Genomic DNA, 25,431 nt, shown 5'->3' with positions numbered 1-25,431 from the left:
GGAGCTTCGGGGGAAGCTCCCGTTGGTCGCCGCTCAAAGGGGATAAGGTGCGGCATGACCGAACTGCGCTACGGCGAAAATCCGCACCAATCCGCCCGCCTGATCGCCGAATCCTGCGACGTCGCCTCCGTCGCCCATGCCACGCAGCATCATGGCAAGCAACTCGGATACATCAACCTCCTCGACGCCGACGCGGCGTTGAACGTGGTGCGTGAGTGGGACGTGCCGGCGTGTTGCATCGTGAAGCACGCGACGCCGTGCGGGGTGGGGATCGCCCCGTTGAGCGGCGACCAACGGGAGCTTTTCGCGGCCTTCCTCAACGCCCACGCGTCCGATCCGCTCGCGGCCTTTGGCGGCGTTGTCGCGTTGAACAAGCCGATCGACATTGCGACCGCCGAGGCGATGGCCGAGGGGCAGAAGTTCCTTGAAGTCATCGTCGCGCCGAGCTTCGACGACGATGCACTCAAGGTGCTGACCGAGCGGTGGAAGAACGTGCGGCTGCTCAGCGTCGGCGGCAACGTCCATTGGCCGGAGGGCGGCACGATGAGCCACGACATCGTCGGCGGCAAGCTCGTCCAGGAACGCGACACCGCCGGCGTCGTCGAAAGCGAGTGGAAAGTCGTCAGCGAGCGCCAGCCCACCGACGACGAACTTGCCGCCCTCAAGTTCAACTGGCTCGCGGTCAAGCATGTGAAGTCCAACGCCGTCGTCATCGGCGGGCCGCATGGCACCTTCGGCATCGGCGGCGGACAGGTCGATCGTGTTGCCGCGTCCAAGCAGGCAGTCGACAAGGCGGGCGAACGGGCGAAGGGTGCCGTCGCCGCGAGTGATGCGTTCTTCCCGTTCCCCGACGGCCCGCAAATCCTCCTCGACGCTGGCGTCACCGCCATCGTCCAGCCCGGCGGCAGCGTCCGCGATCAGGCAACAATCGACCTGTGCAACGAACGCGGGGCGGCGCTCGTGTTCACCGGGCGTCGGCACTTCCGACACTGATCGGCTCTCGAACCGCGTTGCGGAGCAACGCCGCTTCGCGGACAGCGACAACGGCGCATAGCCGCGTTGCTCTGCAACGCGGTTGTGTTCTGATCAACGCGCGTTCAACACGTCCTCCGGCACCTCCGGCGTCGCGCCGTTCTGCGTGCAAACATAACTCGCCACGGCAGCCGCTTTGCGATGGATGGTCCGCAGATCTTCGCTGTTGAGCAGGCCCATGATGACCGCAGCGGTGAAGCTGTCGCCGGCACCGACGGTGTCGACCACGTCGACGGGTTCCGGGTCGAGCTCGCTGGTGTCGTCGGCGGTGTAGAGGGCCGAGCCGTCGCCACCGCGGGTGACCACGACCATTCGCAGGCCCCGGCTCAACAGTTCCCGGGCGAACACCGCCTCGTCCGATTCCAGGCCACATGCGTCGGCCGCGTCGGAGATCTCGTCGTTGTTGAGCTTGAGCACGTCGCACCGCTGGATCGACGTCCGGATGATCTCGGCCGTGAAATGCGGGGCACGGAGGTTGATGTCGTAGACCCGCAGGCAGTCTGGCCCGGCGGCGTCGAACAGGGCATGGATCGTGTCACGGGAAACGTCGTGGCGTTGGGCGAGGGTGCCGAAGCAGATCGCGCGCGTGTGGCGGGCCAGGTCCAGCGCGGCGGGCGTGGCCGGGATGTGATCCCAGGCAACGCCTTCACGGATGTCGTAAGTCGCACTGCCGCCGCCGTCGAGGGTGACGTCGACGATGCCGGTCGGGTGGGTTTCGAGGACGCTGAGCCCGTCCATGCTCACGCCGTTGCGGGCGATCTTGGTTCGGGCCTCCCGACCCAGATCATCGTCACCGACCGCCGAGATCAACTGTCCGTCAGCCCCGCGGAGCCGGGCGTGATAGGCAACATTGGCCGGCGCGCCGCCGAGCCGACGTCCGCCGGGAAGATCGTCCCAGAGGACCTCGCCCAAACCGATAACGACCGGTTTGGCGGCTTCCGGCGATGTATGTGCTGCCATGGCCCGATGCTAGGTCACGGAGCGACTGTAAAGGACGCGTGAATTTGACTTGGCGATCGCAGCGGCTTATTCGGTGTGGTACAGTGTTGTGAACCAACCCCGCCCGGTCACACGCTGTGGCGTCCGATAATCATTGCGGTCTCGCTCGGGCCGCACGGGCATTCGAACTCACGGGAACCCCATGACCGCGACTGCGGCCTACTTCATTGCGTTACTTGTTGCGGCGGGTGTTGCCGCGATGTTAGTGCTACCCACGCGCCGGCTGGCTTGGGCGTGGAACCTGATCGACAACCCGGACGCGCGAAAAGTGCATGCGATGCCGATGCCTCGGGTCGGCGGGATCGCTTTTTTCGTCGCGGTCGCCGTCGCGGCCGTGCCAGTGCTGCTGTTGCTCCGCGAAGACGTTTTTCACGACATGGTGTCCGTGGGGCGGGGCTGGACGTTCTTACTCGCGTCGGTCGCGATCTTCGCGTTGGGGCTCGCGGACGATGCGTTCAACATCCCGGGCAAGTACAAGCTGCTCGTCCTCCTGGCAGCTTCGGCGACGCTCTGCGGGGCGGGCATTCGTGTCGACGAGATCGTTTGGCGTGACGGAACGCAAGTGATCCAACTCGGCTGGGCGGCGTGGCCGTTGACGATGCTGTGGATCGTGACCGTGGTGGTCGCGGTCAACTTCATCGATGGGCTCGACGGCCTGGCTGCCGGCATTTCGTTGATCGTCTTCGGCGTCATCGCGGCGATGAGCATCAGCGACGGATCGGTCATGGTGGCGGTGATCTCGTTGGCGTGGTGCGGTGCCTTGCTCGGGTTCCTGCCGTTCAACATTCACCCGGCCAAGACGTTCATGGGTGACTGCGGCTCGATGTCGCTCGGCTTTGGCATCTCGGCCTTGGCCGTGCTGCACGCGTCGCCACCGAACGCGGCCGAGGGGGCAGCGCGGATCGGCACGCTGCACGCCCTGATCGTGCCGGCCATCGCACTGTCGGTGCCGTTGATGGACACGGCACTGACCATGATCCGCCGGCCCATCCTACACCGCCGCAGCATCTTCGCGGCCGAGCAGGAGCACATCCACCACCGGCTTTTGCATGTCGGCCTGACCCACCGTTATGCGGTGTTCCTGATCTGGGGCGTCACGGCCACGGCGGCGATTGTCGCGCTGGTCGCGGGCTTCGGGAACGGCTGGGCCACGCTCGGCGGATTGTCGCTGTTGATCCCGTTGATGGTGGGACTGTTCCGACTTGCTGGGTCGGTGCGGGCGCGTGAGACTTTCCGAGCCCTGCGTCGCAACCGGGCGGCCAAGCGTGATTCGAGTTACTGGACCAAGAAGTATGAAGACGCCCAACTCAAACTAGGCAAGGCCCGCACCTTCGAGCAGTGGTGGGTGCAGTTGATTGCTGCCGCGGAGATGCTCGACGTACGGCGGATGACGCTCAGCGGTCTGCATCGGGACGGCGAGCCGTTCGCGCAGCGCTGGGATCGCCCCGGACACGCCGAGAGCAACGAAAATCCGACGGTCGCACCGCTCACCGCCGAGTTCCCGGTTCGACAGCGCCGGTTGGGCGAGCAGATGCGGCTTTCGATCGTGATCCCGGCGGACAAGCTCGACGGCTCAAACATCGAGTCGGCCGCCCACCGCCTGTCGCTCATGTCACGTCTGCTCAGCGACTACTCGCTGCATGCCCTGAATCGCTTTGAAAAGGCGGCGACTGAATTTTCTAATACCTCGGAAGACGCACCGAGCGAGGCCGATTTGATGAGTTCCGAGGAAGCGCCCACCGATCAGCCACGCGTCGCCATCGTCCACGACTTTCTTTACACTTATGCGGGTGCCGAGCGGGTTCTCGAACAGATGCTCGAGGTGTTCCCGCATGCCGATCTGTTCTCGCTGATCGACTTCGTTCCGGCCGAGAAGCGGCAGTTCATCCGCAACAAGCCGGTCAAGACGTCGTTCATCCAGCGATTGCCGTTGGCCAAGAGCAAGCACCGGGCGTATCTGCCACTGATGCCGTTGGCGATCGAGCAGCTGAACGTCAGCGACTACGACGTGGTTCTGTCGAGCAGTTACCTCGCGGCCAAGGGCGTGATCACCCGGCCGGATCAGTTGCACATCAGCTACTGCCACTCGCCGCCGCGTTGGGCGTGGGACCTGCAGAACCAGTACCTGTCCGAGAGCAAGCTCCATCGCAGCGGCCCGATCGCCACGCCGAAGCTGTTCATGGCCCGAGCGTTGTTGCACTACATCCGCAACTGGGACGTGCGTAGCGCGACCGGCGTCGATGAGTTCTTGAGCAACAGCGCCTACGTCGGTCGCCGGATCTTCAAGACCTACCGCCGCAAGAGCACGGTGCTGTTCCCGCCGGTCGATACGACCTTCTTCAGCCCCGGCGACGAAGCGCAATACGGCGAACGCGGTGACTTTTACGTCACGGCCTCGCGGTTCGTGCCGTACAAGCGGATCGATCTCGTCGTCGAAGCATTCAAGCAGATGCCCGACAAGCGGTTGGTCGTCATCGGCGACGGCCCGGACAGGGCCAAGATTCAGCGGATCGCCGAGGAGGCCGACAACATCAAGCTGGTCGGCCGGGTCGACGGCAAGCAGATGCTCCATTACTTCCGTCTTGCCAAAGCGTTCGTGTTTGCGGCGGAGGAGGACTTCGGCATCGTGCCGGTCGAAGCCATGGCGTGCGGCACGCCGGTCATCGCTTACGGACGGGGCGGCGTTCGTGAGAGCGTCGTCGAGGGTGAAACCGGTGTCTTCTTCGACGAGCAGACCCCGCAGGCGATCGCCGATGCGGTCCATGCGTTCGAGGACAACGCGACGATCGACCACGCCGTTGTTCGCGCACGAGCCGAGCAGTTCAGCGAAGCCAACTTCCGCGAGCAGTTGCGGGCGATCGTGGAGGGCACGTGGTTCTACTTCTGCGAGCATCACGGGCTGCCACATCGCGTGTTGCGCAACGGCAGCAGCGTCGAGCGGGTGGCGGACGCTTCGATCCACGGCAGCCACGACGACGAGGCCCCGGACTATTCCAGGAACGGTCACGTTGATCCCGAGAAGCCCGAGGCCGGACTGAAACTGCCCGGTGACCCTGACTGAATCGCCCGTCCGATTCGCACTCCAATGATGTGCATTGACGTCGGACCGACAGAGAAGTGAGATGACCGAGCAAGCCAAGCCGACCACCAAGCAAGAACGCGTCCCCGAGCCAGCCCCGTACGAACAAGAGCGCGGCCCGAAGTGGAAGCTGCTCATCGGGCTCGGTGTGCTGTTGCTCGTGATCGCGGTGGTCGGGGCGTCGTTCGTTGTCGTCCGCAAGGCTCGTGTGCAACGCGCGATGCTCGCCGATTTGCAGGAGGGCTACGAACTGCTCGAAGCCGGCCAACCCGACCGGGCCCGAATCCTGATCGGCCCCTTCGTTCAAGCCAACCCCGACGATGTCGAGGCCAAGTATGCTTACGCCCGGGCCAACCGCCAAGTCGAGCAGCCCAACGGCCGGCACATCATCGAAACCATCGGCTTCCTCCGGCAGATCCTCAACACCGACCCGAACCACACCGAAGCCGAGCGTGACTTGGTCGAGCTTTCGGTGCTGCTGGGCCTGAACAACGACGTGTTGCGGATGACGGCCGACCTTCCGCCCGAACCAATGTCGGACCCGGTGCTGCTCGAATCCCGAACACTCGCGCTCGCCGCCACCGGTGACCTCGACGATGCACTCACCTACGCCCGGGCGTACAACCAGGCACTGCCGGCCGACCTGCTCGGCCATGTCCGCACACTCGAGATTTTCCGGGCCAGCCGCGCCGACGAGGAAGTCATTCGGGCCCGCGCCGAGGAAGTCGCCGCACCGATGACGCCGGCCCGGTCCGCGGTGATTCGGGGGTTTGCCGAGCGGATTCTCGGCAACCACGAACGCGGGGTCGAGCTTGCCAAGCAAGCCGCCGCCGACCCCGAGACCGACGTGAAATTCGTCGCGCCGCTGGTAAACCTGCTCGACGGCTACGGCGAGTATGAGCTGTCGCTTGCCGTGCTCGAAAACGCGGCCGATGTCGACGACCTCGACGCCCGCATTCGTTTCGCCCAACGATTGTGGGAGGGCGGTCGCTACGCGGCGTTGCTGGGGCTGACTGAAGACCTTGATCCGTCCGATCCGACCGCCGATGCACGTCTGCTGGGGCTGCGCGGGCTCGGACTGATCGGCGAGGGCCGGCGTGACGAGGTCGCGCCGATCGTGGCCGGACTGCTCGAACGTCCGGAAGGCACACGCGGCCACGCCTGGGCGGCGATCCTGCCGGTCTGGCCTGATGAGCGTGGACTCTTCTCGGTCGCGACTGCCGACGTCGCTGACTCCATCGCCGCGGCACGCGCCGCGCTTTCGTTGGGCCAGCACGCATCGTTCGAGTACCTGCTCGGCGTGTCATTGGCCCGCGCCGGTGAGCCGATCGCGGCGGCCGAGCATCTGCAAGTCGCAGCCCGACTCGCGCCTTCGTGGAAAGCGCCCGCCGTGGATCATCTGCGAACGCTTCTTGCTAGCGGCCGGGGTAACGAATCGGTCCGGGCCGCGCGGGTGCTCCTGCAGCGCGGACGTTCCGATCCGGAGACGCTCGCCGTGGTCGCCGAGGCGATCGCTCGGCTCAGCGGTGATGCGAACTCCAAAGGCATCGACGACGCGCTCCAACTTCTCGAAGACGCGCTCGAGATTGATCCCGGTTCAGTAGAGGCCATCGTGCTCAAAGCCAACCTGCTGGCCGAGCGGGAAGATGTCGATGGTGCCCGCGCATTGCTCGCGCCATTGCTGGAAGACCCGAACGTCTTCGCCGACACCCCGCGTGCCGGGTTGCGTGCCAGTCAGCTCGCCCGGCGGCTCGACATGGACGCGCAAAGGTTGCTCAACGACGTGACATGGCCGGGCGAGGATGCGCGGATCGCCTTTGCCCGGGAACGCGCGGTCGGTGCTGCGTCATCCGAGGCGGCGATCGAAGCGATGCAACTGACCGGCGGCGGAGCGTCCGTCGCGCTTTCCGAGATCGACCTCCGTCTCGCCATGGGCGACGATCGCACGGCGGTCGGCGAACGGATCGCCGCGCTGGCCGAGCAATACCCGGCCCGTATCGACATCCAGCAGCGTGCCGCCGCCGCTTCGGCGACGATCGCCCAACGCCGGGCCGCGGTCGAAAGGTTGGTCGGTCTGGTCGAGCCGTACGGACTCAACTGGCCGACGACTGCGGCGGTGCTGGTGTTGCAGCAAGCCGACGAGCGTGGTCAGACGTTGCCGGAAAGAGAACTGTCCGAGCTGGCGTTGCGGGTGTCGGCCGTGACGCGGGCCTATGAGAATGCCGTCGAACCTCGGCTCGTGTTGGCCGAAGTGCTCACCCGGCTGGAAAGCCGCGACGAAGCGATCAAGCAGGTCGCCGAGGCGACCCGCGCGGTTCCCGACAACATTCCGCTGCGGCTCAAACTTGCCGAGATGCTGCAGCGCGAGGGCGAGTTCGGCCGCGCGGATCAGCACTTGCGCACGGTTGAGGAACTGGTCGCGCGGCCATCGGTCCGGGCGTCGGACGGGGAGCGTCGACTACTCGCGCAGCTGCTCACCGGTGCCGGCCAGGCCGAGCGAGCCGTGGCCGTCCTCGAAGGTCTTCCACGCACCGGCGACCTGCCGGACATGCAACTGCTCGAGCTCTACCGCCGGCAGGGCGCGATGGACCCCGAGATTATCGCCAAGCTCCTCGAAAGTGGCGAGACGGCCCAGTTGCTCTTCGTCATCGACTACTTCGCCAGCCGCGGCGACAAGGAAGGCATCGCCACCGCGCTCGACCGGCTTACGTCGAGCGAGCTGAGCCCGGCGGAGCTCGCGCGGGTGCGAGGCGATGCGGCGGCGCGGTCCGGCGACTTGGCCGGCGCGCTCGAAAGCTACCGGGCCTCGGTTGCCGACGACCCGAGCAATCGTGAAACCTGGCGTCGTCTCGTGATCGCCAACTTCAGTCTCGGCGACATTCCCGCCGCCATCGCCGCCGCTGCCGAGGCTGCGGACAAACTCGAGAACGGCGGTGCTTACGCGCTGTTTGCCGAGAAACTCGCCGCGGCCGACGCGTCGGAAAACTTGCTGCGCGACATCCCGCAGGTCGGCGAAGTGCTCACGACGCTGTTGGTCAACGACGCCGACAACGAGGCGGCCGCGCGGATGGTCGACACGCTCATTGCCGCCCGGACCCAAGACCAACAACTCGACGAGTTGACCGAGGCGTTGGCGGTGATCGCGGCCGACGCGCCGCGGCTTTACGAAGTGCAGGACCTGCTGACCCGCATCGCCATGCTGGCGAGCAAATGGGATATCGCTTACGAGGCGGCCGAGCGGTCGGCACGCTTCGATCCCATCCGCATCGAGCCGGCACGCTTCGCTGCCGAGGCCAAGGCGCAAGCGCGAGAGTGGGATGAAGTGATCGACCTGGCCCGGCGTTGGGAGCAGCGCTCGATCTCGGCCGGGTCCAACCCGTTGCCGGCGATCTTGCTCCGGGCCCGTGCGCGGCTCGCTCAGGATCAGGCATCTCGAACACTCGCACTTTTGCGACCTTACCGAGAGCGCATGCGTGAAGATCCCGCGGCCTACGCCGAGGTTATCGCCGTGTACAGCGAAGCGCTCTTGCAGCGCAACAGCGGCAGCGAGGCATTGCCGTTGCTCGAGCCGTTGGTTCAGGAGATGCCGTTCGCCCGACGCATTTACATCCGCATCCTCGGCTCGCAATGGCCCGACGCCGCCGATGCCGCGGACAAGCTCGCCGCGATCGACCCGGTCATGCGGCGTAGCGGCCCGGCCGAAATGATTCTTCTCGCTCGCGGGTGGAAGGATCTTGAGCGGCGGGGCGTTGAGAACAACGAGTTCGATACGCTGGTCCTCGCCGCCGCAACGCAGATGCTCGGGTCGGATCAAACCGTGGGTGACGGGCTGATCGTCGAAACCGCCATGCTCGGCACCGACCTGCTGAGCCGCGAGGAGTTGACCGCGCTTTACCGCAAGGCGCTTTCGGTCAATCCGGAGAACCCGATCGCCCTGAACAACCTCGCGATGCAGTTGATCGAGGAGCCCACCGACGGATCCCTCGAGGAAGCGTTGTCACACGCCGAGCGGGTCGCGGCGATCGAGGATCATCCGGCCCACGCGTACTTCCTCGATACCCTCGCCAGTGTGCAGCGGGCGCGTGGTGAACTCTCGGATGCGGCGCGATCGTTGTACGAGGCGACGCGTGCCGAGCCGCAAAACCCGCGCTGGTTCGCCAACCTCGCCGAGGTGCAACTCGAGCAAAACCTCCCCGATGCCGCCCGCCCGAACTGGGAAGAAGCGAAACGTCTCGCGGCGGGGCGACGCAATCTCGAACCCGAAACGCAAGCCACGCTTGCCCGGCTCGATGAGGCGTTCGAATGACCGGCACCGTCGCCGTCGGGTCGGCCAATCCCGTCAAGATCGACGCCACCCATGACGGCCTGGTCGCGTTGGGGTTCGATGTCGCCGTCGTCGGTATCGACGTGCCCAGCGGCGTCGATGCGCAGCCCGTCGGTGACGACGAAACGTTTCAGGGCGCGCTCAACCGTGCCCATGCCGTCCGTGCTTCGGCGGCCGACGCTGTTCTGGCGTTCGGTATCGAGGGTGGCGTGGTTTGGCGTGGCGATATTCTCGATGCGATGGCGTGGGTCGTCGCGCTGGACCGTGACGGACAAATCGGGTCGGCACGAACAGCGACATTTTCGCTGCCGCCGGCGGTCGCCCGCCTCGTCGCCGATGGCGTCGAACTCGGCGACGCCGATGATCAGGTCTTCGGTCGTAAGGACAGCAAGCGCACCAACGGCGCCGTCGGTTTGCTCAGTGGCGATGCGATCGGCCGGACCGAGTACTATGCCCACGCCGTCACGCTCGCTGCCTTGCGCTGGCGTCAGCCCGAACTGTGGTGATTTTTTGTTTCGCGATCAGCCCACCCGGGTGTAACACGGTGGAGTCGGTATGAAACTTCTTGTCTTGTCGGTGCTCATGCTCGTTCAGTCGGCCGGTCAGCCGGGGTCGCTGGTGGACCGCTGGTCGGTGACCGACGTGACGCGTCGGCCGGTCGTTGAGCTGGTCGCAAGGGACAACCCGTTGCCGCTGTATTGGGCGGGATCGCCCGAGGTGTTCCCGGTGCCAGAGGGGGTGCCGATCGTCGGCGTGATCCCGACGATGGCCGAGCATATCTTTGGTTTTTGGCCTCGGATCGAGAAGGACGGCACGCCTGTCTACGGTGGTACGCCGATCGGCCACAATCTCAACCTCCACCTCGCCAAGCTCCGCGAGCAACTGACCCGTCGCGATGCCAAGCCGACGTTCATCGGCGATCGCGTTCGGGCGGCCGGCGTGCTTTGTTTCGATTTCGAGGCGTGGCCGATCGCCTGGGAACGGGTCGACGCCAAGTACCGCGCTCTTGCGATAGAGCAGATCCGCGAGCGCAATCCCGATGCCGTGCGTCACATGACCGACGAACAGGTCGAAGCGCTTACCGCCCGCGAGTGGGAACGCCGGGCCAACGAGATTTTCGTCCGCAGTGCCGAGGTCGTCCGTGAGACCATCCCCGGCACGAGGGTCGGCTACTACGGCCTCACGGTGCAGCGCAGGACCTGGCCTGACGCGTGGGAGAAAACCGACGCCCGCGCCGACGAATGGCGCGAACGCAACGAGGCGTCGATGCCGACGGTGCGGGCATCCGACATCCTCTTTCCGACGATCTACAATTTCTACCACAACGGCGGCAACGACGGTCGCGGCTACGTCGAACTCAACGTCGGCGAAGCCCGCCGACTCGCCGACCTGGCCAATGCCGAGGACGGCGGCGATCGCCAGGTCATCCCCTACGTCTGGGGCTTGTACCACCCCTCCAACGCGGCCAAGGCGTTCACCCCGATCGACGCCGAGGACGCCGTCGCCCACATTCACGGCAGCGTCGCCGCCGGTGCCGACGGCCTAGCGCTCTGGGACAGCGTCCGCCTCTGGGACCGCCACCGCCGCATCGACCGCGCCGCGTTCCGCAGCGGCATCTGGCAACTCTACACCGACCTCTACGCCGAGCCGTACGCGGAGATGGTCAAACGCGAAGTGCAGGGCGACTAGTCATCCTCCGGCGACGCGGGCGGCAGCAACTCATACCCATGCTCCGCCGCGAACCCCTCGACCCAGTCGCAGCCGAGTCGTCGGGCGAAGGCAAGAGTAGAGACGCAATATCTAAGGTAGGAGGCATCAACACCCGCGAGTTCGTGCATGCTCCCTGCGACTTCGCGGCACGCCTCGCATGCTTTCGATTTTTCGCCGGCATTATCCCAACTCCATGCAACGCCAAAGCGGGCAAGAGCAAAATGGAACCGCACATCCTCGTTTGCCGGACGCATAAACCTTGAGCGAACGATTTCGACTGCTCTTGCTGCATCACTCGGGTGCTCATCTTCCATCCAAGCGTCAACAGCCTTGATGCACGTTCTGGCGAGCGCGAGACGTATGTCGTCGATGTCATCGTCGCGGACGCGTATGTGGAGTCGGTCGAGTACGACTTGGGCACGCTCCGGCTCGTTAGCCTTGACCCATGCGGTCGCGACGTTCGCGGAGGTGTTGGCGAGTTGGAGGCGTATGTCGTCGGTGTCATCGTCGCGGACGCGTATGTGGAGTCGGTCGAGTACGGCTTGGGCATGCTCCGGCTCGTTAGCCTTGACCCATGCGGTCGCGACGTTCGCGGAGGTTTTGGTGAGTTCGAGACGTATGTCGTCGGTGTCATCATCCCGGACGCGTGTGTGGAGTCGGTCGAGTAGGACCTGGGCTTCGTCCATCATGCTGCGATCACCAAGCCGGCTCGTAAAGTTGACACAAATCATCGACCACAGCAGAAGGTTCGACCGTGGTTCAAGTCGATTGATGGTGGCGGTTTCGAGAGGATGATCGCGGCCCAGGCGGTAGATGACGATGGCGGTGTTCAACGGGTCGGTCGACCATGCAGCTTGAACCAGTTCGGCTGTGTCGCGCTCGACCTGCGGGTCGGGTTTCGCGTTGGGCAAGGCGTTGGGGTTGCGGCCGCGGAGGCGTTGGAGGAGGAAATAGCTGCCGAAGATGTCGGGTTGGAGCGGCGGGAGTGTGTAGGGCGAAGATGTGTCATCCGATCCGGCGAAGCGATGTAATGCGGACCAGCGGTTGTTGTGTGCGTCGGCTTCGTCGGGCTTGTCGTGATGGGCGTTTGGATCGGGGAACATCCTGGATTCGATGAGCTTGGCGATCGGTTCGGGGTTGCCTTCCGGCTTAAGGGTGATTCCTCCGATCAGCGTTGCCAGGGTGAGCGCGTTCAACTCCGGCTTCGTGACGCCGAGCTTGTGCAGGCGCTTGAGTTCGCGCCGCAGCAGGTGGTTGAGTAGCTGCGAGCCGTCCCACTGTTGGGCTTTGTCCAAGCCGACATCGGCGATCGCGTCTGCGGCGAGGGCCGCGTACAGCGGTCGGCGTTCGGGGTCGATTCGCTGCAAAGCGCGGAGCGTCTGGAAGGCGGCAAGTGTTTCGATCTCACGGAGATCGAAGACATAACGCATCGCGTCCCAGAGGTGTTTCGTCGCGATTGTCTCGATTCGTCGGCCGCTGTTGTCGTTGGGGTCGTTCTGCCAGTTCGCTTGGCGCAGCAACACCTCGCCGGTCGAGTCGGGCTCGGTGTTGAACGTCGTTCGCCACTGATCGTCCGGTGAGCGTTCCAGCAGTAGGAAGCGAATGCGTTGGCCGATCGTTTTCGCACGTTTGCACAGGGCCGCGATCGCACTGGCCACCGCCTTCGGTCGCTCGGCGACGTAGTCGACGACGATGAGCGTCGGCTTGTCGAACGTGGCCTCGTCCCATGCTTCAAACTTCGAGTCTCGGGGCAGAAAGCCGGCATACCAGCTACGCGCGGCCGCCTCGAAACAGAGTTCGAGCGCGAGACGCGTTTTGCCGTAGCCGCCCGGGCCATGCCACAGCCACCAACGGGTGTTCGGTCCGTCGTCTTCGTTGAGGAAATGCCAGAGCTCAGCCATTTCCGCGGATCTTCCAACCATCGGCACACGCCGCGCGGATGCGACGAAGGGGTTGTCGATGTCGCGACGCTTCTCGTCCCAACGTAAGTCGACAAGGTCGAGGACGGGGCGCTTCTTCGATTCACGCGCGAACCGTTGCAGCTCCGCGACGGCGGTCATGACCTGCTCGTGCCGCTCGTCTTGCACCTTCTGCAGCGCGAGCAGTTCGCTGAGAGCGATCGAGCCGAGGATCCGCAGCTGTTCGACACGATCGGCCAGGGCTTTGGTAAGTTCGTTGGCTAGCTCGCGGTGCTTGTCGAGGAATGCGTCGAGCTGCTTCTTCTGATCGAGGTGGATCAAGACGAGCATGCCGTGCAGCGGACCCTTGCTGGTGTGGTCGGCGACGATATGCTCGGCAACGCCGGCTTGGCGTAGTGCGTCGGCGATTGCCTCGAGATCCACCGCCCGTTCACGGCCGAGCGCCTTCAGATAGCGCGCGGCCCGTTGCAGCGTTTTGCCTTGTGAGGATTGGTTAAAGAGGTCGACCACCGCCGCCGACCCGCCGACGAGTCCGGCGATCGAGCCGGCGAGTAGGTTGGGATCGCCAGGGGTTCCGAGAAAGCCGGCGATATCGATGCCGAGCGACGTCGCGACCCCGCCCACGAGTCCGACGATGCCAAACCCCCGAATGGTCTTACCGAGCTTTGCCCCCGAGATGGTCATGCGTGTTTGATCCTAACGGAAGTTCGGTCATCGAGTCACTCACACCAGATCGCCCATCGCCTGCTGGAGGCGGCGGACTTCGTGGAGGGCGGTGCCTTTGAGGGCGGGTTTGGTGGGCAGTGGGGGGACGACGGCGTGGCCGACGCCGAGGCGGGCGGCTTCCTTGAGGCGGCCTTCGATCTGGGGGACGGGGCGGACTTCACCGCCGAGGCCGAGCTCGCCGAGGGCGAGGGTGCCGGGCGGGAGTGGGCGATTGAAGTGGGCCGATGCGATGGCAAGGGCGACGGCGAGGTCGGCCGCGGGTTCGGCGATCTTTACGCCGCCGGCGATGTTGACGAACACGTCGTCTGCCGCGAGACGCACATCACAGCGTTTTTCGAGCACCGCGATGATCATCGACACGCGGTCGGCGGAGATGCCGCTGACCTTGCGACGTGCGGCGCCGACGACGCTGCTGGCGGTGAGTGCTTGAACTTCGACAAGCAACGAACGTGAGCCTTGCGAGACGCACGTCAGCACCGAGCCGCTGGGCGCGCCGTCGGGATGCTGCGTCGCGAACAGCCCGGCGGGGTCTTTGACCTCGGCGAGTCCGGTGCCGGTCATCTCGAACAGGCCAACTTCGTGGGTGGAGCCGAAGCGGTTTTTGATGCCGCGGACGATGCGGTGGCTGTGGAAGCGGTCGCCTTCGAAGTAGATGACGGTGTCGACGATGTGCTCGATGATCTTCGGGCCGGCGAGGGTGCCTTGCTTGGTGACGTGGCCGACGATGCCGATCGCGCAGCCGGTCCGCTTGGCGTGGTAGACCAGGTCCATGCATCCGTCGCGCAGCTGCGTGACCGAACCGGGCGCTGCGGGGAGGTCGGGCTTGTACACCATCTGGATCGAGTCGACGATCGCGACGGCGGGTTTGTGCTTGTCGAGCTGATGGCGGACGCGTTCGAGGTTGGTCTCGGCCAAGATTCGTAGGCTGTCGGTCTTCGCCAGGCCGAGCCGCTCGGCACGCAGCTTGGTCTGTCGGGCGGACTCTTCGCTGGTGACGTACATGACCGGCGTGCCGTGCTTGGCGAGCTCTGCCGCGGCTTGTAGCAGGAGCGTCGACTTCCCGATTCCCGGCTCCCCTCCGACAAGCACCGCCGACCCCGCGACGAACCCGCCGCCGAGCACGCGATCGAACTCGCCGATGCCGGTCGTGATTCGCGGCGCGTCGGCCGTGTCGATCGCGTCGAGCGTCAACGCTTCCGCACCGCCGGCCAAGTCCCCCGTACTGCGAACACCCACGGCGTCCCGCGCGTCGGTCTTCGCCTCCTTGAACTCTTCGAGCGAATCCCACGTCCCGCAGTCCGGGCACTTGCCCATCCACTTCGGATGCACGCTGCCGCACGAGTTGCAGAGGAACTGGGAGCGGGTTTTAGCCATTAGGGTAATGGTAGGGCGAGCGTGTTCGCTGAAGCGAACGTGCCAAGCCGCCGTTACTTGTCAACGCGTTCGAAGCGGTAGACGGCGCGGTATATGCCGGCGACTTCACCCATCGCGATCGTCTGCGATCGGTACTTCTCGTTGCGTGGTTGTAGGCGGACCGCGTCGTCTTCGGGGAAAACGCGCTTGAACGTGGTCGTGCCGTCGGCGAAGCGGACGAAGCAATCGTCGCCGGGCCGGGGGGCGAGGGCGGGGGAAAACACGACGATGTCGCCCTCGTTGTACTTGGGCTGCATCGAGTCGCCGTGGACGCGGGTGGCGAAGGCGTCGGGGTCGTTGAGCCCGGGGACGGCGAGGTAGTCGTCGGCGACGCGTGGCGGGTAGTCGAGGTCGGTGAAGTCGTGCGGATAGCCGGCGGCGACCTTGTTGATGATCGGCACGCCGCGCTGCAGCTCGACGGGTTCGCCGACGTTGCCGGTCGACTCGGCCGCATCGTGGAGCAAGCCGTCAAGGTATGCCGCGTCCAGGTCGAGGCCTTCGTCGTTCTCGCCGGCCTTGAGCAGCTTCGCCAACACACTCCGCACATGCGGCGGCGTCCGCATCAACTCCGCATGATGAACCAGCACTCTTGGCGGCAGTCCCAAAGCCCGTTCGAGTGCTTCGAGTTTTTCCGTGCTCGGCGGGTTACTCACACGGCCGGTTTCGATGAGCGACAGGTAGGGCTTGGAGATGCCCGTGCGTCCGGCGACTTCGTCGAGTGTGAGCCCGAGCCCTTGCCGCGCGTCGCGGATGCGTTGGCCGAGGGGTGAGGCATCGGAGGGCATCGCCGTCATCCTAACCGTGGGCGTTCGGCTCGTCATGCGCTACGCTCACGCCATGCCGGCAACGGAGACATGGACGGTCCGCCGACTCATCGAATGGACAACCTCATTCCTCGATCGCAAGGGTATCGACAGCCCCCGGCTCTCGGCGGAGATGTTGCTCGGGCACGTGCTTTCGCTCCGGCGGATTCAGCTCTACACCGACCACGACCGTCCCCTCGCCACCGACGAACTCACCGAGTTCCGCGATCTGGTGAAGCGTGCCGGCGAGCATGAGCCGATCCAGTACCTCGTCGGCAAAGCGTACTTCTTCAACCTCGAACTCGACGTTGAGCCGGGCGTGCTCATCCCGCGGCCGGACACCGAAACGCTCGTGGAAGAGGCGATAGCGCACTTGAAGCCGGTCGAGTCGCCGACGGTGCTGGACCTTTGCACGGGGACAGGAAGTGTCGCGCTGGCGATCGCGATGCAGATTTCAACGGCACGTGTGGTCGCGGTCGACATCGCCGACGAGGCGGTCGCGCTTGCGCGTCGGAACGTCGAGAAGCACGGGCTTGGCGACCGCGTCGAGGTGGTTGCCGGCGACTTGTTCGCGCCGGTGGCGGGTTGCACGTTCGATGCCGTTGTCGCCAACCCGCCGTACATCGCGACGGATCAGTTGGTCGGACTCGATCGCAACGTGCGCGATCACGAGCCGATGCTCGCGCTGGACGGTGGGCCTGACGGTCTCGACCCGCACCGACGCATCCTCGCCGAGGCCGATAGCTTTCTCGAACCCGGCGGACTGCTCGCGCTGGAAATTGCATTTGACCAAGGCGAAAACGCTTTGGCATTGGCGCAGGGCTTTCCCAGTTTTACTGACCGGCAGATCGTGCGTGATCTGGCTCGCAGGCCGCGTGTGTTGACGATGCATTTAGCCTCGTAAACAGGGTGTTTTCGTTTGCCGGGGTCTGGTTCGCGCGACATGTTTTCTCCGAACCCCGCCGCCGGATCAACGGAAACACACATGGCACGATCGCACCACCTCGCCGCCGCTCTCGCTGTCGGCACCGCAATCACGGCATCCTCCGCCTTCGGGCAGGTCGAGTTCTTCCAGGAACTGCTGGTCAACGGCAACTTCGAGACCGGTGATTACACCGGTTGGGAAGAGGACAACGCTTACGGCGGCCGCAAATGGGAGGTTGTCACCGGGCCGCTCGGTGCGTCGGGCATGGTGCCAACGGACGAGTCGCAGTTCGCGACGCCGTTCAACGCGGGGCCGATTTCGATGCCGTGGGGGACACTGCTTCAGGCGATCGACCTGGATAGTCTCACCTTCCCGACGATCATCGTCGGCGGTGACGCATCGCAAAACCGCTCGAACGTCGAAACCGTCGTCTTCCCTTCGACCGATCAGGCGAACTTGCCGTATCACATCCCCGGCTATGTCCCACCCGGCGACGGGCCCGCGCCAAGCGATGGCCCCGACCCCGGCGACGGACCCAACAACGGTCCGGTCGAGATCGAACTCGTGCCCACCGATCGGCTCAACGTGTCGGTCGAGGCGATCTACGGCTACGACACCGTCGAGTTCGAGTTGCGGTATCTCGACGAAGACGGCCAAGTGCTTCGTGTCGATGACCTCGGCAAGCACGGGTACCAGCCCGAGATCAATGAAGGTCCGTGGAATGGCGTGAACAAGGTCGTGACCGACGAGGTCATCATCCCCGAAAACACGCGGTACATCTCGTTCTGGGCACGGACCGAACTCGTGCTTGGTACGTACATCGACGCCGGGTTCGACAACGCTTCGTTGCAGTTGGAACTGGTGCCGGGTGATCCGGTGCCGGAGCCGGGCGGGCTTGCGGTGATGGCACTGGGCGGGTTGCTACTCCGTCGTCGGCGTTAGGCCGGCATGGGTGGCTGGACCGGGGTCGGTACCGCGTGGTGATCGCTCGTCGGCGGCGGAACGACGGCCGCGAGGTGCTCGGCCCAAAATCCTTCGAACGTCCGTTCGAGGCTCCAACGCGACCGACGTTGCTCGGCAGCGACACGCATCGCGGCCAGTTTCCCTGGCTGATCGAGTAATTCGTTGATGGCGTTGGTCCAGACGGTTGGATCGGTCGCCGGGCGTACGAGGCCGGTGATGTTGTCCTCGATGGTTTCGCGTGGGCCGCCGGTCTCGGAGACGATCGCCGGCAGCGCCGACGCTTGCGCTTCCATGACGACTTGGCCGAGCGTGTCGGTGCGGGACGGGAAGACGAACAGGTCGGCCCCGGCGTAGAGCGGGCGGAGTTGTTCGTCGTCGAGCCCGCCGGTGAAGTGAACCGGCAGCCCGGCCAACTCGGCCTTCATCGTTTCGAGGTACGGGCCGACGCCCGCGACCACGAGCCGGACGTCGTTTCGCACGGCGGCGAGTTGCTTGAAGGTTTCGACCAACAGCGGCAGATTCTTCTCGACGCTCACTCGGCCGACGTACAAGAGCTTGTTCGGCCGGTCCGCGTGGGGCAGGGTGTCCCACAGGTCGGTCGGTTGCGGCCTGAACTTCTCGGTGTCGATGCCAGGCGTGATGAGGCGGAGTTTCTCTTCGGCGACGCCGAGTTCACGGAGGTTGTACTGGTACGCGACCGAGCGGCTGAAGACAGCCGCCGCCTGGCCGTAGAGCCACGACATCGCCCGGCGGCAGTTGCCGGCGATGCGATGGTCGCCGGTGAGTTCCTGCACGTATGCGGGGAAGTCGGTGTGGTAGGTCATCAGCACCGGCACACGCAGCATCTTCGCCGCCGCATAGCCGACAATGCCGACCGGGCCGGGGGTGGAAATGTGGATCACGTCGTACTGCTGACGATCGACGAACTCGAGCATCTCCAGCAGCGGTGGAATGTTGAGCGAAAGGTCCGATTCGGCGTAATACGGCATCGGCCGCGACAGCAACGGCTCGAAGTTCCGCCGGTTGGGCACGTCGAAGACGGGTTTGGCGACCGAGGTGTGGATCGTGAGATCGCGCCCGATGCGGCCAGCCTGCACGCCCATGTCGCGGATGAACCGGCCGACGCCGTTGATCTCGTCGAGGGTGTCGGTGAAAAGCCCGACCTTGAGATTCCCGGCGGTCATCGGCTTGGTCTGCCGGGTGATCTCGGGCAGGAGCTTGCGTTCCTTGTTCTGGTGGAACAGCGCGAAGTAGTACGGCGCGAGCACGAACTGGTGGGCCAGCACCGCCCCGAAGCCGTCGAACAGCCGGGCGAACTGGCCGTTGCGGAAAGCGTCGAAAAGCTCCTCCACGAGATCGCTGCTGACGTCGCGGTTGATCGAGTTGACCAGCTCGAAAAACTTCTCGTGCTCGCCCAACGGAGGCAGGCCTTCACGCAGGGCGGTCCAAAGTTCGGGATGATCCCCGGAGTGGCGTCGGGCGGCGCGGAAGAACATGCCGCCGAGTTTCTTGGTGCCGCGGTCCGGCTCCTTCCGCAGGGCAAGCGACTTGCGGACCTTGCTCTTGGCCAGCGTCCAGGCGAGGCGCGTCTTGCTCGGCATCGGGGCGTGACCCGTGAGCGTGTTGAGCAGGTCCTTGGCGAGTGACGCTTTGCGTTCCTTGTTCCGCTCGGCGGCGTAGTACCGCATCGCGACGCCGTAGAACTGGTGCGCGAGTTTCGGCGTCGAGCCCGATTCGCCGCCGGGGGCCGTGCGACCGGTGCGGAGCGCCTCGAGGACGTCCTCGACGGTCTCGGTGTCGGCGGGAAACTCGGTGTACGTGCGGCCGATGTTGAGCTGACCGTGGTCATCGCTGCCGGCGGTGCGGCTCTTGACGTGTGGCTCGGGCCAGAGCGGGTCGATGCCATGCACGTGGGCCAGGCGCTCGATCTCCGACTCGGTCAGCTTGTCGAGCAACGGCTCGAACGCCTCACGATGTACCGGCGAGTGGGCGCCGTTGAGGCACTCGAACCCCTTGAACAAAAGCAGCATCCGCTCGAGATGCCAGCGGAAGAGCATGTCGTTCTGCCGGTAGATCGGGTGGGCGACCGAGTGGGCGAGGTTGTGCTTAAGGAGGTAGTTCGCGACATCGTAAATGTTGTCGCGCATCGCCTGTAGTTCGTCGTGCTGGGCCTGGGTGTGGCCGAAGACGAGCAGGTGAATCTTGCAGCCGTCCTCGGGGAAACGGACGGTGACCTCCTCGCCAACCAGCACGTCCGGCATGTCGGCGATGCGCAGCGCGCCGGCGATCGTGTCGTGGTCGGTGAGCGTGACGAAGTCCATGCCACGCCGCAGAGCCTGGGCGTAGACGTCCTGTGGCCGAGAGTAGCTCTCGGGGCAGGAGATCATGTTAAGCATCGCCTCGCCGGTCTTGTTCGACGCGTCGGAGTGGCAGTGCAGGTCGATGCGTTTTGGTGCGTTGGTCACGGGCTAGTCCGTTGAAAGGGGAGCGGTGTCCTTCCCAAGCCAGTTCGCCCTACCACGACACGGCGCACTGTCGAGAGCACCAACATGGGGCCGGCGCATGTGCAACGTATGTGCCAAGTGTAGCGTCAAAGTTAGTTTCGGGTGCAAATGTCGTTACTTGGATGCACGGATCAGAGCTTGGAGCGTCGCCTTGGCCCGGCCGTCGTCGATCGTGGCGGCCGCCTGCGTCATGCCGTCGGCGAGGTCGTTCGCCTTGCCGACCACGACCAACGCGCCCGCCGCGTTGAGTAGGGCGATGTCGCGGCGTGGGCCGGTTTCGCCCTCGAAAATCGCCTCGATCGCCTTGGCCGACGCGGCCGGGCCGTCGACCTGCAGGTCAGATAGTTCAGGGGTTTTTAGCCCGAGGTCGGCCGGGTCGAGCGTCCAGGTCGTGACTTGCCCGTCGCGGACTTCGCTGATTTGCGTCCTACTGAGGGTGGAAAGCTCGTCGAGTCCGGAGTGTCCGTGGCAGACCCACGCCCGCTTGGTGCCCAGTTCCTTGAGCGCGTGGGCCATGATTTCGGTCAGGTCGGGCGCGAACACGCCGAGCAATTGGTAGCCCGCACCGCCGGGGTTGGTCAGCGGGCCGAGCAGGTTGAAAAGGGTCGGCACGCCCAGCTTCTGGCGGATCTCCGCGACGTTGCGCATCGCCGGGTGGTGGTTGCGGGCGAAGGCAAAGCAGATGTTGGCCTCTTCCAGGCACTGCCGTTCGACGTGTGACGGCGCGTCGAGGTAAACGCCCAGGCATTCGAGCACGTCCGCGCTGCCGGACTTGCTGGAGGCGGAGCGGTTGCCGTGCTTGACAACCTTGACTCCGGCGGCGGCGGCGATGAGGGCGGCGGCCGTGGAGATGTTGAACGTGCCGGTCACGTCGCCGCCGGTGCCGCAGGTGTCGAGGACGGGATCAAAATCGCCCGCATTGATCTTGCGGGCCTTCTCACGCATGACCGTCGCGGCACCGACCAACTCCGAGGCGGCCGGCCCACGACAGGCCAGCCCGGCAAGCAGCGCCCCGACCGCGATCGGCTCGGCCGTCCCGGACATGATCTGCTCAAACGCCCACCGCGTCTCTTCGGCCGTGAGATGCTCGCCACCGATCAGTTTCGACAAGAGTTCCCGCATGGGTCGAGTGTAGCGGGGCATTGCGACCATGCTGAATGTCGATCGGGTGTTGAGGTGTAACGACACCGTGCAAACACAAACACCCGCGACCTTACGGTCACGGGTGCGTTTGCTCAGCGGAGAGGAGAGGATTCGAACCTCCGGTAGGGTTTGACCCCTACGACGCTTTAGCAAAGCGTTGCCTTAAGCCACTCGGCCACCTCTCCGGGTTGTTGCCGCCGGTATGGGCGGGCAAGATTTTACCCGTCACATCTGGGCCGTCCAGTTGTCGGCGGCATCGGCGAAGGCCCGCCGGATGGCGGTCACGACGTCGTCATCGAGCGGCCCTTTGGCGGCGAGGTCGAGGTTCGCCGCCGCGTGGTCGGGGTTGGTCGTGCCGGTGATCGCGCACGTGATCGGCTGGGCGAGGGTGAACCGCAACGCGAGCTCGGCCCATTCGAAGCCGTGGGCAGCGGGGTCGAGGTTCATCTTGTCGAGTCGATCGGCGTAGGTCGCGGCGTACTTCTTGTACAGCCCCTCGCGATCGTCAACATGTTTCCACGCGGCGTTGGCGACGGGCCGCTTGGCGATGACGCCGACGTTGTGAGTCGAGGCCTTGGCGAGCGCGCTGTCGATGTTGGCTTGGTCGGCGATGTTGACGCTGGTCTCGAGCACGGCAATATCCGGCAGCCGACACGCGAACGCCGCCGCTTCGTTGTCGCCGGAGTAACCGACGTGCAAGATTTTCCCCGCATCTCGGCACTCGACGAGCGCACCCAGGGCCTCGTCCATCTCAAGGGTGTGCAGATCGCACGAGTGGATGAGCATGACATCGACCCGGTCGGTTTTCATCCCGGCCAGCGCCGCGTCGACCTGCTTCTTGAGTTTCTCCGGCGCGAACGCATCACCGTCGCCGCCGGGCGTGCCGACCTTGGACACGATCACGAACTCATCGCGGCGATCGGCCAGATGCTTGCCGATGAACTGGTGACTGCCGGGGTAGGCCGTCGCGGTGTCGATCAGGTTGACGCCTGCGTCGAGGAGGGTGTGGGCGACCCTTTCCGCGCGGTCGGCATCGGTCTTCAAAAAGCTCACCGGAGCACATCCCCAGCCTAGCACGGAGACGTCGAGATGGGTTTTACCGAGAGTTCGTCGTTGCAGGGCCATGGGAGACGTTAGACTGGTGTGCGTGTTTCCGTTGCCGATGCTTCTGAACATTGAAACCTGGCCGGTGCTGGTCGTGGGTGGCGGGACCGTCGCGGCTCGAAAGGCCGAGGGGCTGTTGGAACACGGGGCTCGGGTGACGATGGTTTCGCCGGAGTTCGGCGACGTGCCGGCCGAAGTCATCCGCATCGTCGACCGGTTCAACCCCGTCCACCTTGCCGGCAAGCGGATGGTGTTCGCCGCGACCAACCGGGCCGACGTGAACGACGCAGTGTGCAAGGCGGCCCGCGACTACGGCGTGCTTTGCAACCGCGCCGATCCCGGCGAGGGGCAGGTCCGTGCCGACTTTTCGACCCCGCCGCATCGCACCGACGGCGACATCACCATCACCGCCACCACCGGCAGCCCGGCGCTGAGCAAACGTTTGCTCGACGAGTTGCGACCCGATCCGCGGATCGCGGCGATGGCGCGGGTGATGGCCGAACTGCGGCCGTGGATCATCGAGCATGTCCCCTTGCAGGACCGCCGGGCGTTGTTCCGTCGGCTCGTCCGTGACGATGCGCTCGATGCAGCCACGGTGGGCTTCGCCGCCGTCCGCCGTCTCGTCGACCAACATATTCGTTAGCGGCGTGCGACAATTCGTGCAGTTTTCGGGGTGTGGCGTACAGTCACGGTTCGATGCCGGCACCGCACGTCAATCCGCTGCCGTTGATGCTCATCGGCGGGGCCGCGCTTGCGTCGGTGTCGGCGGGATGGGCCGGCCTCGCTCGTTTGCGTGGCAAGGACGCGCCGCTGCGTTGGGTGCAGGGTGTTGCGGTGACGCTCTCGGCCGTCGCGCTCGTTGCCCACATGGCCGAGCGGGGCAACTGGCTGCCGATGCGGGACAACTTCGACGCGTTGTTGTGCCTTGCGTTGTTCGCCATCGCTCTGCCGCTACACGTCGGGCTCGTCGGCAAACGTTTCGGCTGGCTCGACGCGACGCTGCCGGTCGTCGCGGCGGTGTTGCTTGTCGCGGCGGGCGTGTTCGGCGCGACTCGGCCGCAGGACTATCACCTGGACTCGCTATGGCACTGGGTTCATCGCGTGAGCAGCTACGGCGGGGCGGCGGCGTTCGCACTCGCGGCGGCCGGCGGCACCGCCTACCTCGTACTCCGTCAACGCCTCCGCGACCATGCCGATCCACTGCCCGGACTTGGGTCGTTGAGCAACCTCGAGCGCGTCACCTTCTATGCCGCCGTCACCGGGTTCGCGTTGCTCACCGTCGGGCTGCTGACCGGTGTTTGGCGCTGGCGTTACCTCGGCGATGCGGCGGCGGCCGACACGAAGATCACACTCGCCGTCGCCGCGTGGGTCGTTTATCTGCTCGTGCTCCACGCGCCGTTGCACCCGCGCTTTCGTGGCCGGGCGGCGGCGTCGTTGTCCATCGCCGGCTTCGTCGTCATGCTCGGCGTTCTCGTCACCGTCCAGTTCATGTAGTTCATGCGCAAGATCCGCCTGCTGGGACTGAACCACACCACCGCGGCGCTGGACGTGCGCGAGCGCATGGCGTTCCCACCGGTCAAACAGGTCGAGGCGTTGCGGACGCTCCGGCAACGCAAGCCCGACGGCGAGTTCGTGCTGATCTCGACGTGCAACCGCGTGGAGTTGGTACACGCCGCCGAGGAGCCGTGGGACGACGCCCGGCTCGTCGCCGAACTCGCGGCCATGCGCGGCGCGGACCCGGCGGCGTTGACCCAGAGCGTGTACCAGCTCGCCGGCCGGGCCGCGACCGAACACCTTTTCCGTGTGTCGGCCGGCATGGGGTCGATGGTCGTGGGCGAAACGCAAATCCTCGGGCAGGTCAAGGCCGCCTACGCCACCGCGCAAGCCGAGGGCACCATTGGTAAACGGTTGCATCCGTTGTTCCAACGCGCGTTGCAAGTCGGCAAGCAGGTGCTCCACGAGACCGCGCTCGGCGAGGGGCGGGTCAGCATCGCGTCGGTCGCTGTCGACTACGCCCGGCAGATTTTCGGTGACTTCGGCAAGCAGACCGTGCTCGTCGTCGGTGCCGGGAAAATGGCTCGGCTCGTGGCGCGATCGTTCGTGGACCAGAAGCCGAAGCGGATGCTGCTATGCAATCGCAGCGCCGACCGGGCCGAATCGCTGCGCCAAGCCCACGGCGGCGAAACAGTGCCATGGGAGAACCTCGAACAAGCCTTGGTCGAAGCCGACGTCGCCGCCTTCGGCACCGGAGCCGACACGGCGGTCCTCACGGTCGACATGCTCGAGCCGTTGATGAGCAGGCGTCGGTATCGGCCGATGTTTCTGATCGACGTGGCCGTACCCCGCAATGTCGAGGTTGCCTGCGGCGAGCTCGAATCGGTGTACCGCTATGACGTCGACGACCTGCAACGCGTGGTGAGTCGGACCACCGCCGGGCGACAGGAAGCGCTCGCCGACGCCGAGGCGATCGTCGCCCGTCACGTCGAACAATTCACTGTCTGGAACCGCCAACGCGAGCTCGGCCCGACGATCGCCGCGCTGTACAAGAAGCAGCACGACCGCAGCAAGTTGGAGCTTGACGCACTGCTGGCGACGATGCCGGATCTGGACGAGACACAGCGGGCAAGGCTCGAGGACTTCCGCCGCAAACTGGTGAACAAGCTCATGCACGATCCTGTGAAAGCCCTGCGGCGTCGTGGCGAGGGGCATGCTTATCAGCATGCATTGGCGGAGTTGTTCAACCTCGACAATGAGTGAGCGCCCACGGCCGGACGCGTGGGTTTTCGT

17 protein-coding genes and 1 tRNA gene are annotated in these 25,431 nt (G+C 65.2%); 10 read left to right on the top strand and 8 right to left on the bottom strand.

Translation table 11 applies throughout. From position 1 onward, the window contains the following. Window positions 1–54 precede the first annotated feature (54 nt). Window positions 55–993, top strand: a complete 939-nt coding sequence (locus tag AAGD32_09185; GenBank protein ID MEM8874420.1) for a hypothetical protein — start codon at window positions 55–57, stop codon at window positions 991–993. A 93-nt stretch (window positions 994–1,086) separates the two neighbouring features. On the opposite strand, the gene AAGD32_09180 is transcribed toward AAGD32_09185, so the two are convergent. Continuing rightward, the gene (locus AAGD32_09180) at window positions 1,087–1,992 is read right to left on the bottom strand and encodes a carbohydrate kinase (protein MEM8874419.1); all 906 of its coding nucleotides are present in this window, start codon (window positions 1,990–1,992) and stop codon (window positions 1,087–1,089) included. Window positions 1,993–2,173: 181 nt separating this feature from the next. On the opposite strand from AAGD32_09180, the gene AAGD32_09175 reads away from it, so the two are divergent. The 4 genes from AAGD32_09175 (at window position 2,174) to AAGD32_09160 (ending at window position 11,123) form a co-directional block, all read left to right on the top strand. Next, window positions 2,174–5,092 (top strand): glycosyltransferase, encoded by a 2,919-nt coding sequence (locus AAGD32_09175; GenBank protein MEM8874418.1) that lies wholly within the window; start codon window positions 2,174–2,176, stop codon window positions 5,090–5,092. Window positions 5,093–5,153: 61 nt separating this feature from the next. Further along, a complete protein-coding gene (locus AAGD32_09170) occupies window positions 5,154–9,416 on the top strand; it encodes a tetratricopeptide repeat protein (GenBank protein MEM8874417.1) in 4,263 nt (1,420 codons plus the stop codon). Next, window positions 9,413–9,940 carry an inosine/xanthosine triphosphatase gene (locus tag AAGD32_09165; GenBank protein MEM8874416.1) on the top strand — a complete coding sequence of 176 codons (528 nt, stop codon included), beginning with the start codon at window positions 9,413–9,415 and terminating at the stop codon, window positions 9,938–9,940. The genes AAGD32_09170 and AAGD32_09165 overlap by 4 nt, the downstream gene beginning before the upstream one ends. 49 nt (window positions 9,941–9,989) lie before the next feature. Then, window positions 9,990–11,123 carry a hypothetical protein gene (locus AAGD32_09160; protein ID MEM8874415.1) on the top strand — a complete coding sequence of 378 codons (1,134 nt, stop codon included), beginning with the start codon at window positions 9,990–9,992 and terminating at the stop codon, window positions 11,121–11,123. Here the strand turns inward: AAGD32_09160 and AAGD32_09155 are convergent. From AAGD32_09155 to AAGD32_09145, 3 genes are read right to left on the bottom strand one after another with little or no spacing between them, the layout of a single operon-like run. Further along, window positions 11,120–13,747 (bottom strand): hypothetical protein, encoded by a 2,628-nt coding sequence (locus AAGD32_09155; GenBank protein ID MEM8874414.1) that lies wholly within the window; start codon window positions 13,745–13,747, stop codon window positions 11,120–11,122. The genes AAGD32_09160 and AAGD32_09155 overlap by 4 nt on opposite strands. 39 nt (window positions 13,748–13,786) lie before the next feature. After that, window positions 13,787–15,163, bottom strand: a complete 1,377-nt coding sequence (radA, locus tag AAGD32_09150) for a DNA repair protein RadA (GenBank protein MEM8874413.1) — start codon at window positions 15,161–15,163, stop codon at window positions 13,787–13,789. Window positions 15,164–15,216: 53 nt separating this feature from the next. After that, window positions 15,217–15,987 (bottom strand): XRE family transcriptional regulator, encoded by a 771-nt coding sequence (locus AAGD32_09145; protein ID MEM8874412.1) that lies wholly within the window; start codon window positions 15,985–15,987, stop codon window positions 15,217–15,219. 52 nt (window positions 15,988–16,039) lie between these two features. On the opposite strand from AAGD32_09145, the gene prmC reads away from it, so the two are divergent. Both prmC and AAGD32_09135 read left to right on the top strand, forming a co-directional pair. Then, window positions 16,040–16,909: a peptide chain release factor N(5)-glutamine methyltransferase gene (gene prmC, locus AAGD32_09140; GenBank protein ID MEM8874411.1), complete on the top strand. Its 870-nt coding sequence runs from the start codon at window positions 16,040–16,042 to the stop codon at window positions 16,907–16,909. Window positions 16,910–16,990: 81 nt separating this feature from the next. Then, entirely contained in the window at window positions 16,991–17,872 is an 882-nt protein-coding gene (locus tag AAGD32_09135) for a hypothetical protein (protein MEM8874410.1), read from the top strand. Here the strand turns inward: AAGD32_09135 and AAGD32_09130 are convergent. The 4 genes from AAGD32_09130 to AAGD32_09115 all read right to left on the bottom strand — a co-directional run bounded on the left by AAGD32_09130 (window position 17,869) and on the right by AAGD32_09115 (window position 22,665). Then, window positions 17,869–20,358, bottom strand: a complete 2,490-nt coding sequence (locus AAGD32_09130; GenBank protein MEM8874409.1) for a glycosyltransferase — start codon at window positions 20,356–20,358, stop codon at window positions 17,869–17,871. The two genes, AAGD32_09135 and AAGD32_09130, sit on opposite strands and share 4 nt — an antisense overlap. 153 nt (window positions 20,359–20,511) lie before the next feature. After that, entirely contained in the window at window positions 20,512–21,519 is a 1,008-nt protein-coding gene (gene trpD, locus AAGD32_09125) for an anthranilate phosphoribosyltransferase (GenBank protein ID MEM8874408.1), read from the bottom strand. A 117-nt stretch (window positions 21,520–21,636) separates the two neighbouring features. Next, window positions 21,637–21,725 (bottom strand) — tRNA-Ser (locus AAGD32_09120). A 40-nt stretch (window positions 21,726–21,765) separates the two neighbouring features. Beyond that, complete coding sequence (locus AAGD32_09115; protein MEM8874407.1) at window positions 21,766–22,665, bottom strand: aldo/keto reductase; 900 nt, start codon at window positions 22,663–22,665, stop codon at window positions 21,766–21,768. A 37-nt stretch (window positions 22,666–22,702) separates the two neighbouring features. On the opposite strand from AAGD32_09115, the gene AAGD32_09110 reads away from it, so the two are divergent. The 3 genes from AAGD32_09110 to hemA are packed head-to-tail and all read left to right on the top strand — an operon-like array spanning window position 22,703 to window position 25,401. Further along, on the top strand, window positions 22,703–23,287 hold the full coding sequence (locus tag AAGD32_09110) for a bifunctional precorrin-2 dehydrogenase/sirohydrochlorin ferrochelatase (protein ID MEM8874406.1): 585 nt from the start codon (window positions 22,703–22,705) through the stop codon (window positions 23,285–23,287). 53 nt (window positions 23,288–23,340) lie between these two features. Continuing rightward, window positions 23,341–24,138, top strand: a complete 798-nt coding sequence (gene ccsA, locus AAGD32_09105; GenBank protein ID MEM8874405.1) for a cytochrome c biogenesis protein CcsA — start codon at window positions 23,341–23,343, stop codon at window positions 24,136–24,138. A 3-nt stretch (window positions 24,139–24,141) separates the two neighbouring features. Further along, complete coding sequence (hemA, locus tag AAGD32_09100) at window positions 24,142–25,401, top strand: glutamyl-tRNA reductase (GenBank protein ID MEM8874404.1); 1,260 nt, start codon at window positions 24,142–24,144, stop codon at window positions 25,399–25,401. Window positions 25,402–25,431: the final 30 nt, after the last annotated feature.

The organism is Planctomycetota bacterium (assembly GCA_039182125.1).
In the GTDB taxonomy this organism is placed as follows: Bacteria; Planctomycetota; Phycisphaerae; order Tepidisphaerales; family Tepidisphaeraceae; genus JBCDCH01.
Note: the sequence above shows the minus strand (reverse complement) of the source record. Positions and strands in the feature narration are given on the sequence as shown.

Coding starts and splice junctions, on each gene's coding strand:
- AAGD32_09185 (MEM8874420.1), top strand. CDS start 55: ATGACCGAACTGCGCTACGGCGAAAATCCGCACCAATCCGCCCGCCTG.
- AAGD32_09180 (MEM8874419.1), bottom strand. CDS start 1,992: ATGGCAGCACATACATCGCCGGAAGCCGCCAAACCGGTCGTTATCGGT.
- AAGD32_09175 (MEM8874418.1), top strand. CDS start 2,174: ATGACCGCGACTGCGGCCTACTTCATTGCGTTACTTGTTGCGGCGGGT.
- AAGD32_09170 (MEM8874417.1), top strand. CDS start 5,154: ATGACCGAGCAAGCCAAGCCGACCACCAAGCAAGAACGCGTCCCCGAG.
- AAGD32_09165 (MEM8874416.1), top strand. CDS start 9,413: ATGACCGGCACCGTCGCCGTCGGGTCGGCCAATCCCGTCAAGATCGAC.
- AAGD32_09160 (MEM8874415.1), top strand. CDS start 9,990: ATGAAACTTCTTGTCTTGTCGGTGCTCATGCTCGTTCAGTCGGCCGGT.
- AAGD32_09155 (MEM8874414.1), bottom strand. CDS start 13,747: ATGACCATCTCGGGGGCAAAGCTCGGTAAGACCATTCGGGGGTTTGGC.
- radA (MEM8874413.1), bottom strand. CDS start 15,163: ATGGCTAAAACCCGCTCCCAGTTCCTCTGCAACTCGTGCGGCAGCGTG.
- AAGD32_09145 (MEM8874412.1), bottom strand. CDS start 15,987: ATGCCCTCCGATGCCTCACCCCTCGGCCAACGCATCCGCGACGCGCGG.
- prmC (MEM8874411.1), top strand. CDS start 16,040: ATGCCGGCAACGGAGACATGGACGGTCCGCCGACTCATCGAATGGACA.
- AAGD32_09135 (MEM8874410.1), top strand. CDS start 16,991: ATGGCACGATCGCACCACCTCGCCGCCGCTCTCGCTGTCGGCACCGCA.
- trpD (MEM8874408.1), bottom strand. CDS start 21,519: ATGCGGGAACTCTTGTCGAAACTGATCGGTGGCGAGCATCTCACGGCC.
- AAGD32_09115 (MEM8874407.1), bottom strand. CDS start 22,665: ATGGCCCTGCAACGACGAACTCTCGGTAAAACCCATCTCGACGTCTCC.
- AAGD32_09110 (MEM8874406.1), top strand. CDS start 22,703: ATGCTTCTGAACATTGAAACCTGGCCGGTGCTGGTCGTGGGTGGCGGG.
- ccsA (MEM8874405.1), top strand. CDS start 23,341: ATGCCGGCACCGCACGTCAATCCGCTGCCGTTGATGCTCATCGGCGGG.
- hemA (MEM8874404.1), top strand. CDS start 24,142: ATGCGCAAGATCCGCCTGCTGGGACTGAACCACACCACCGCGGCGCTG.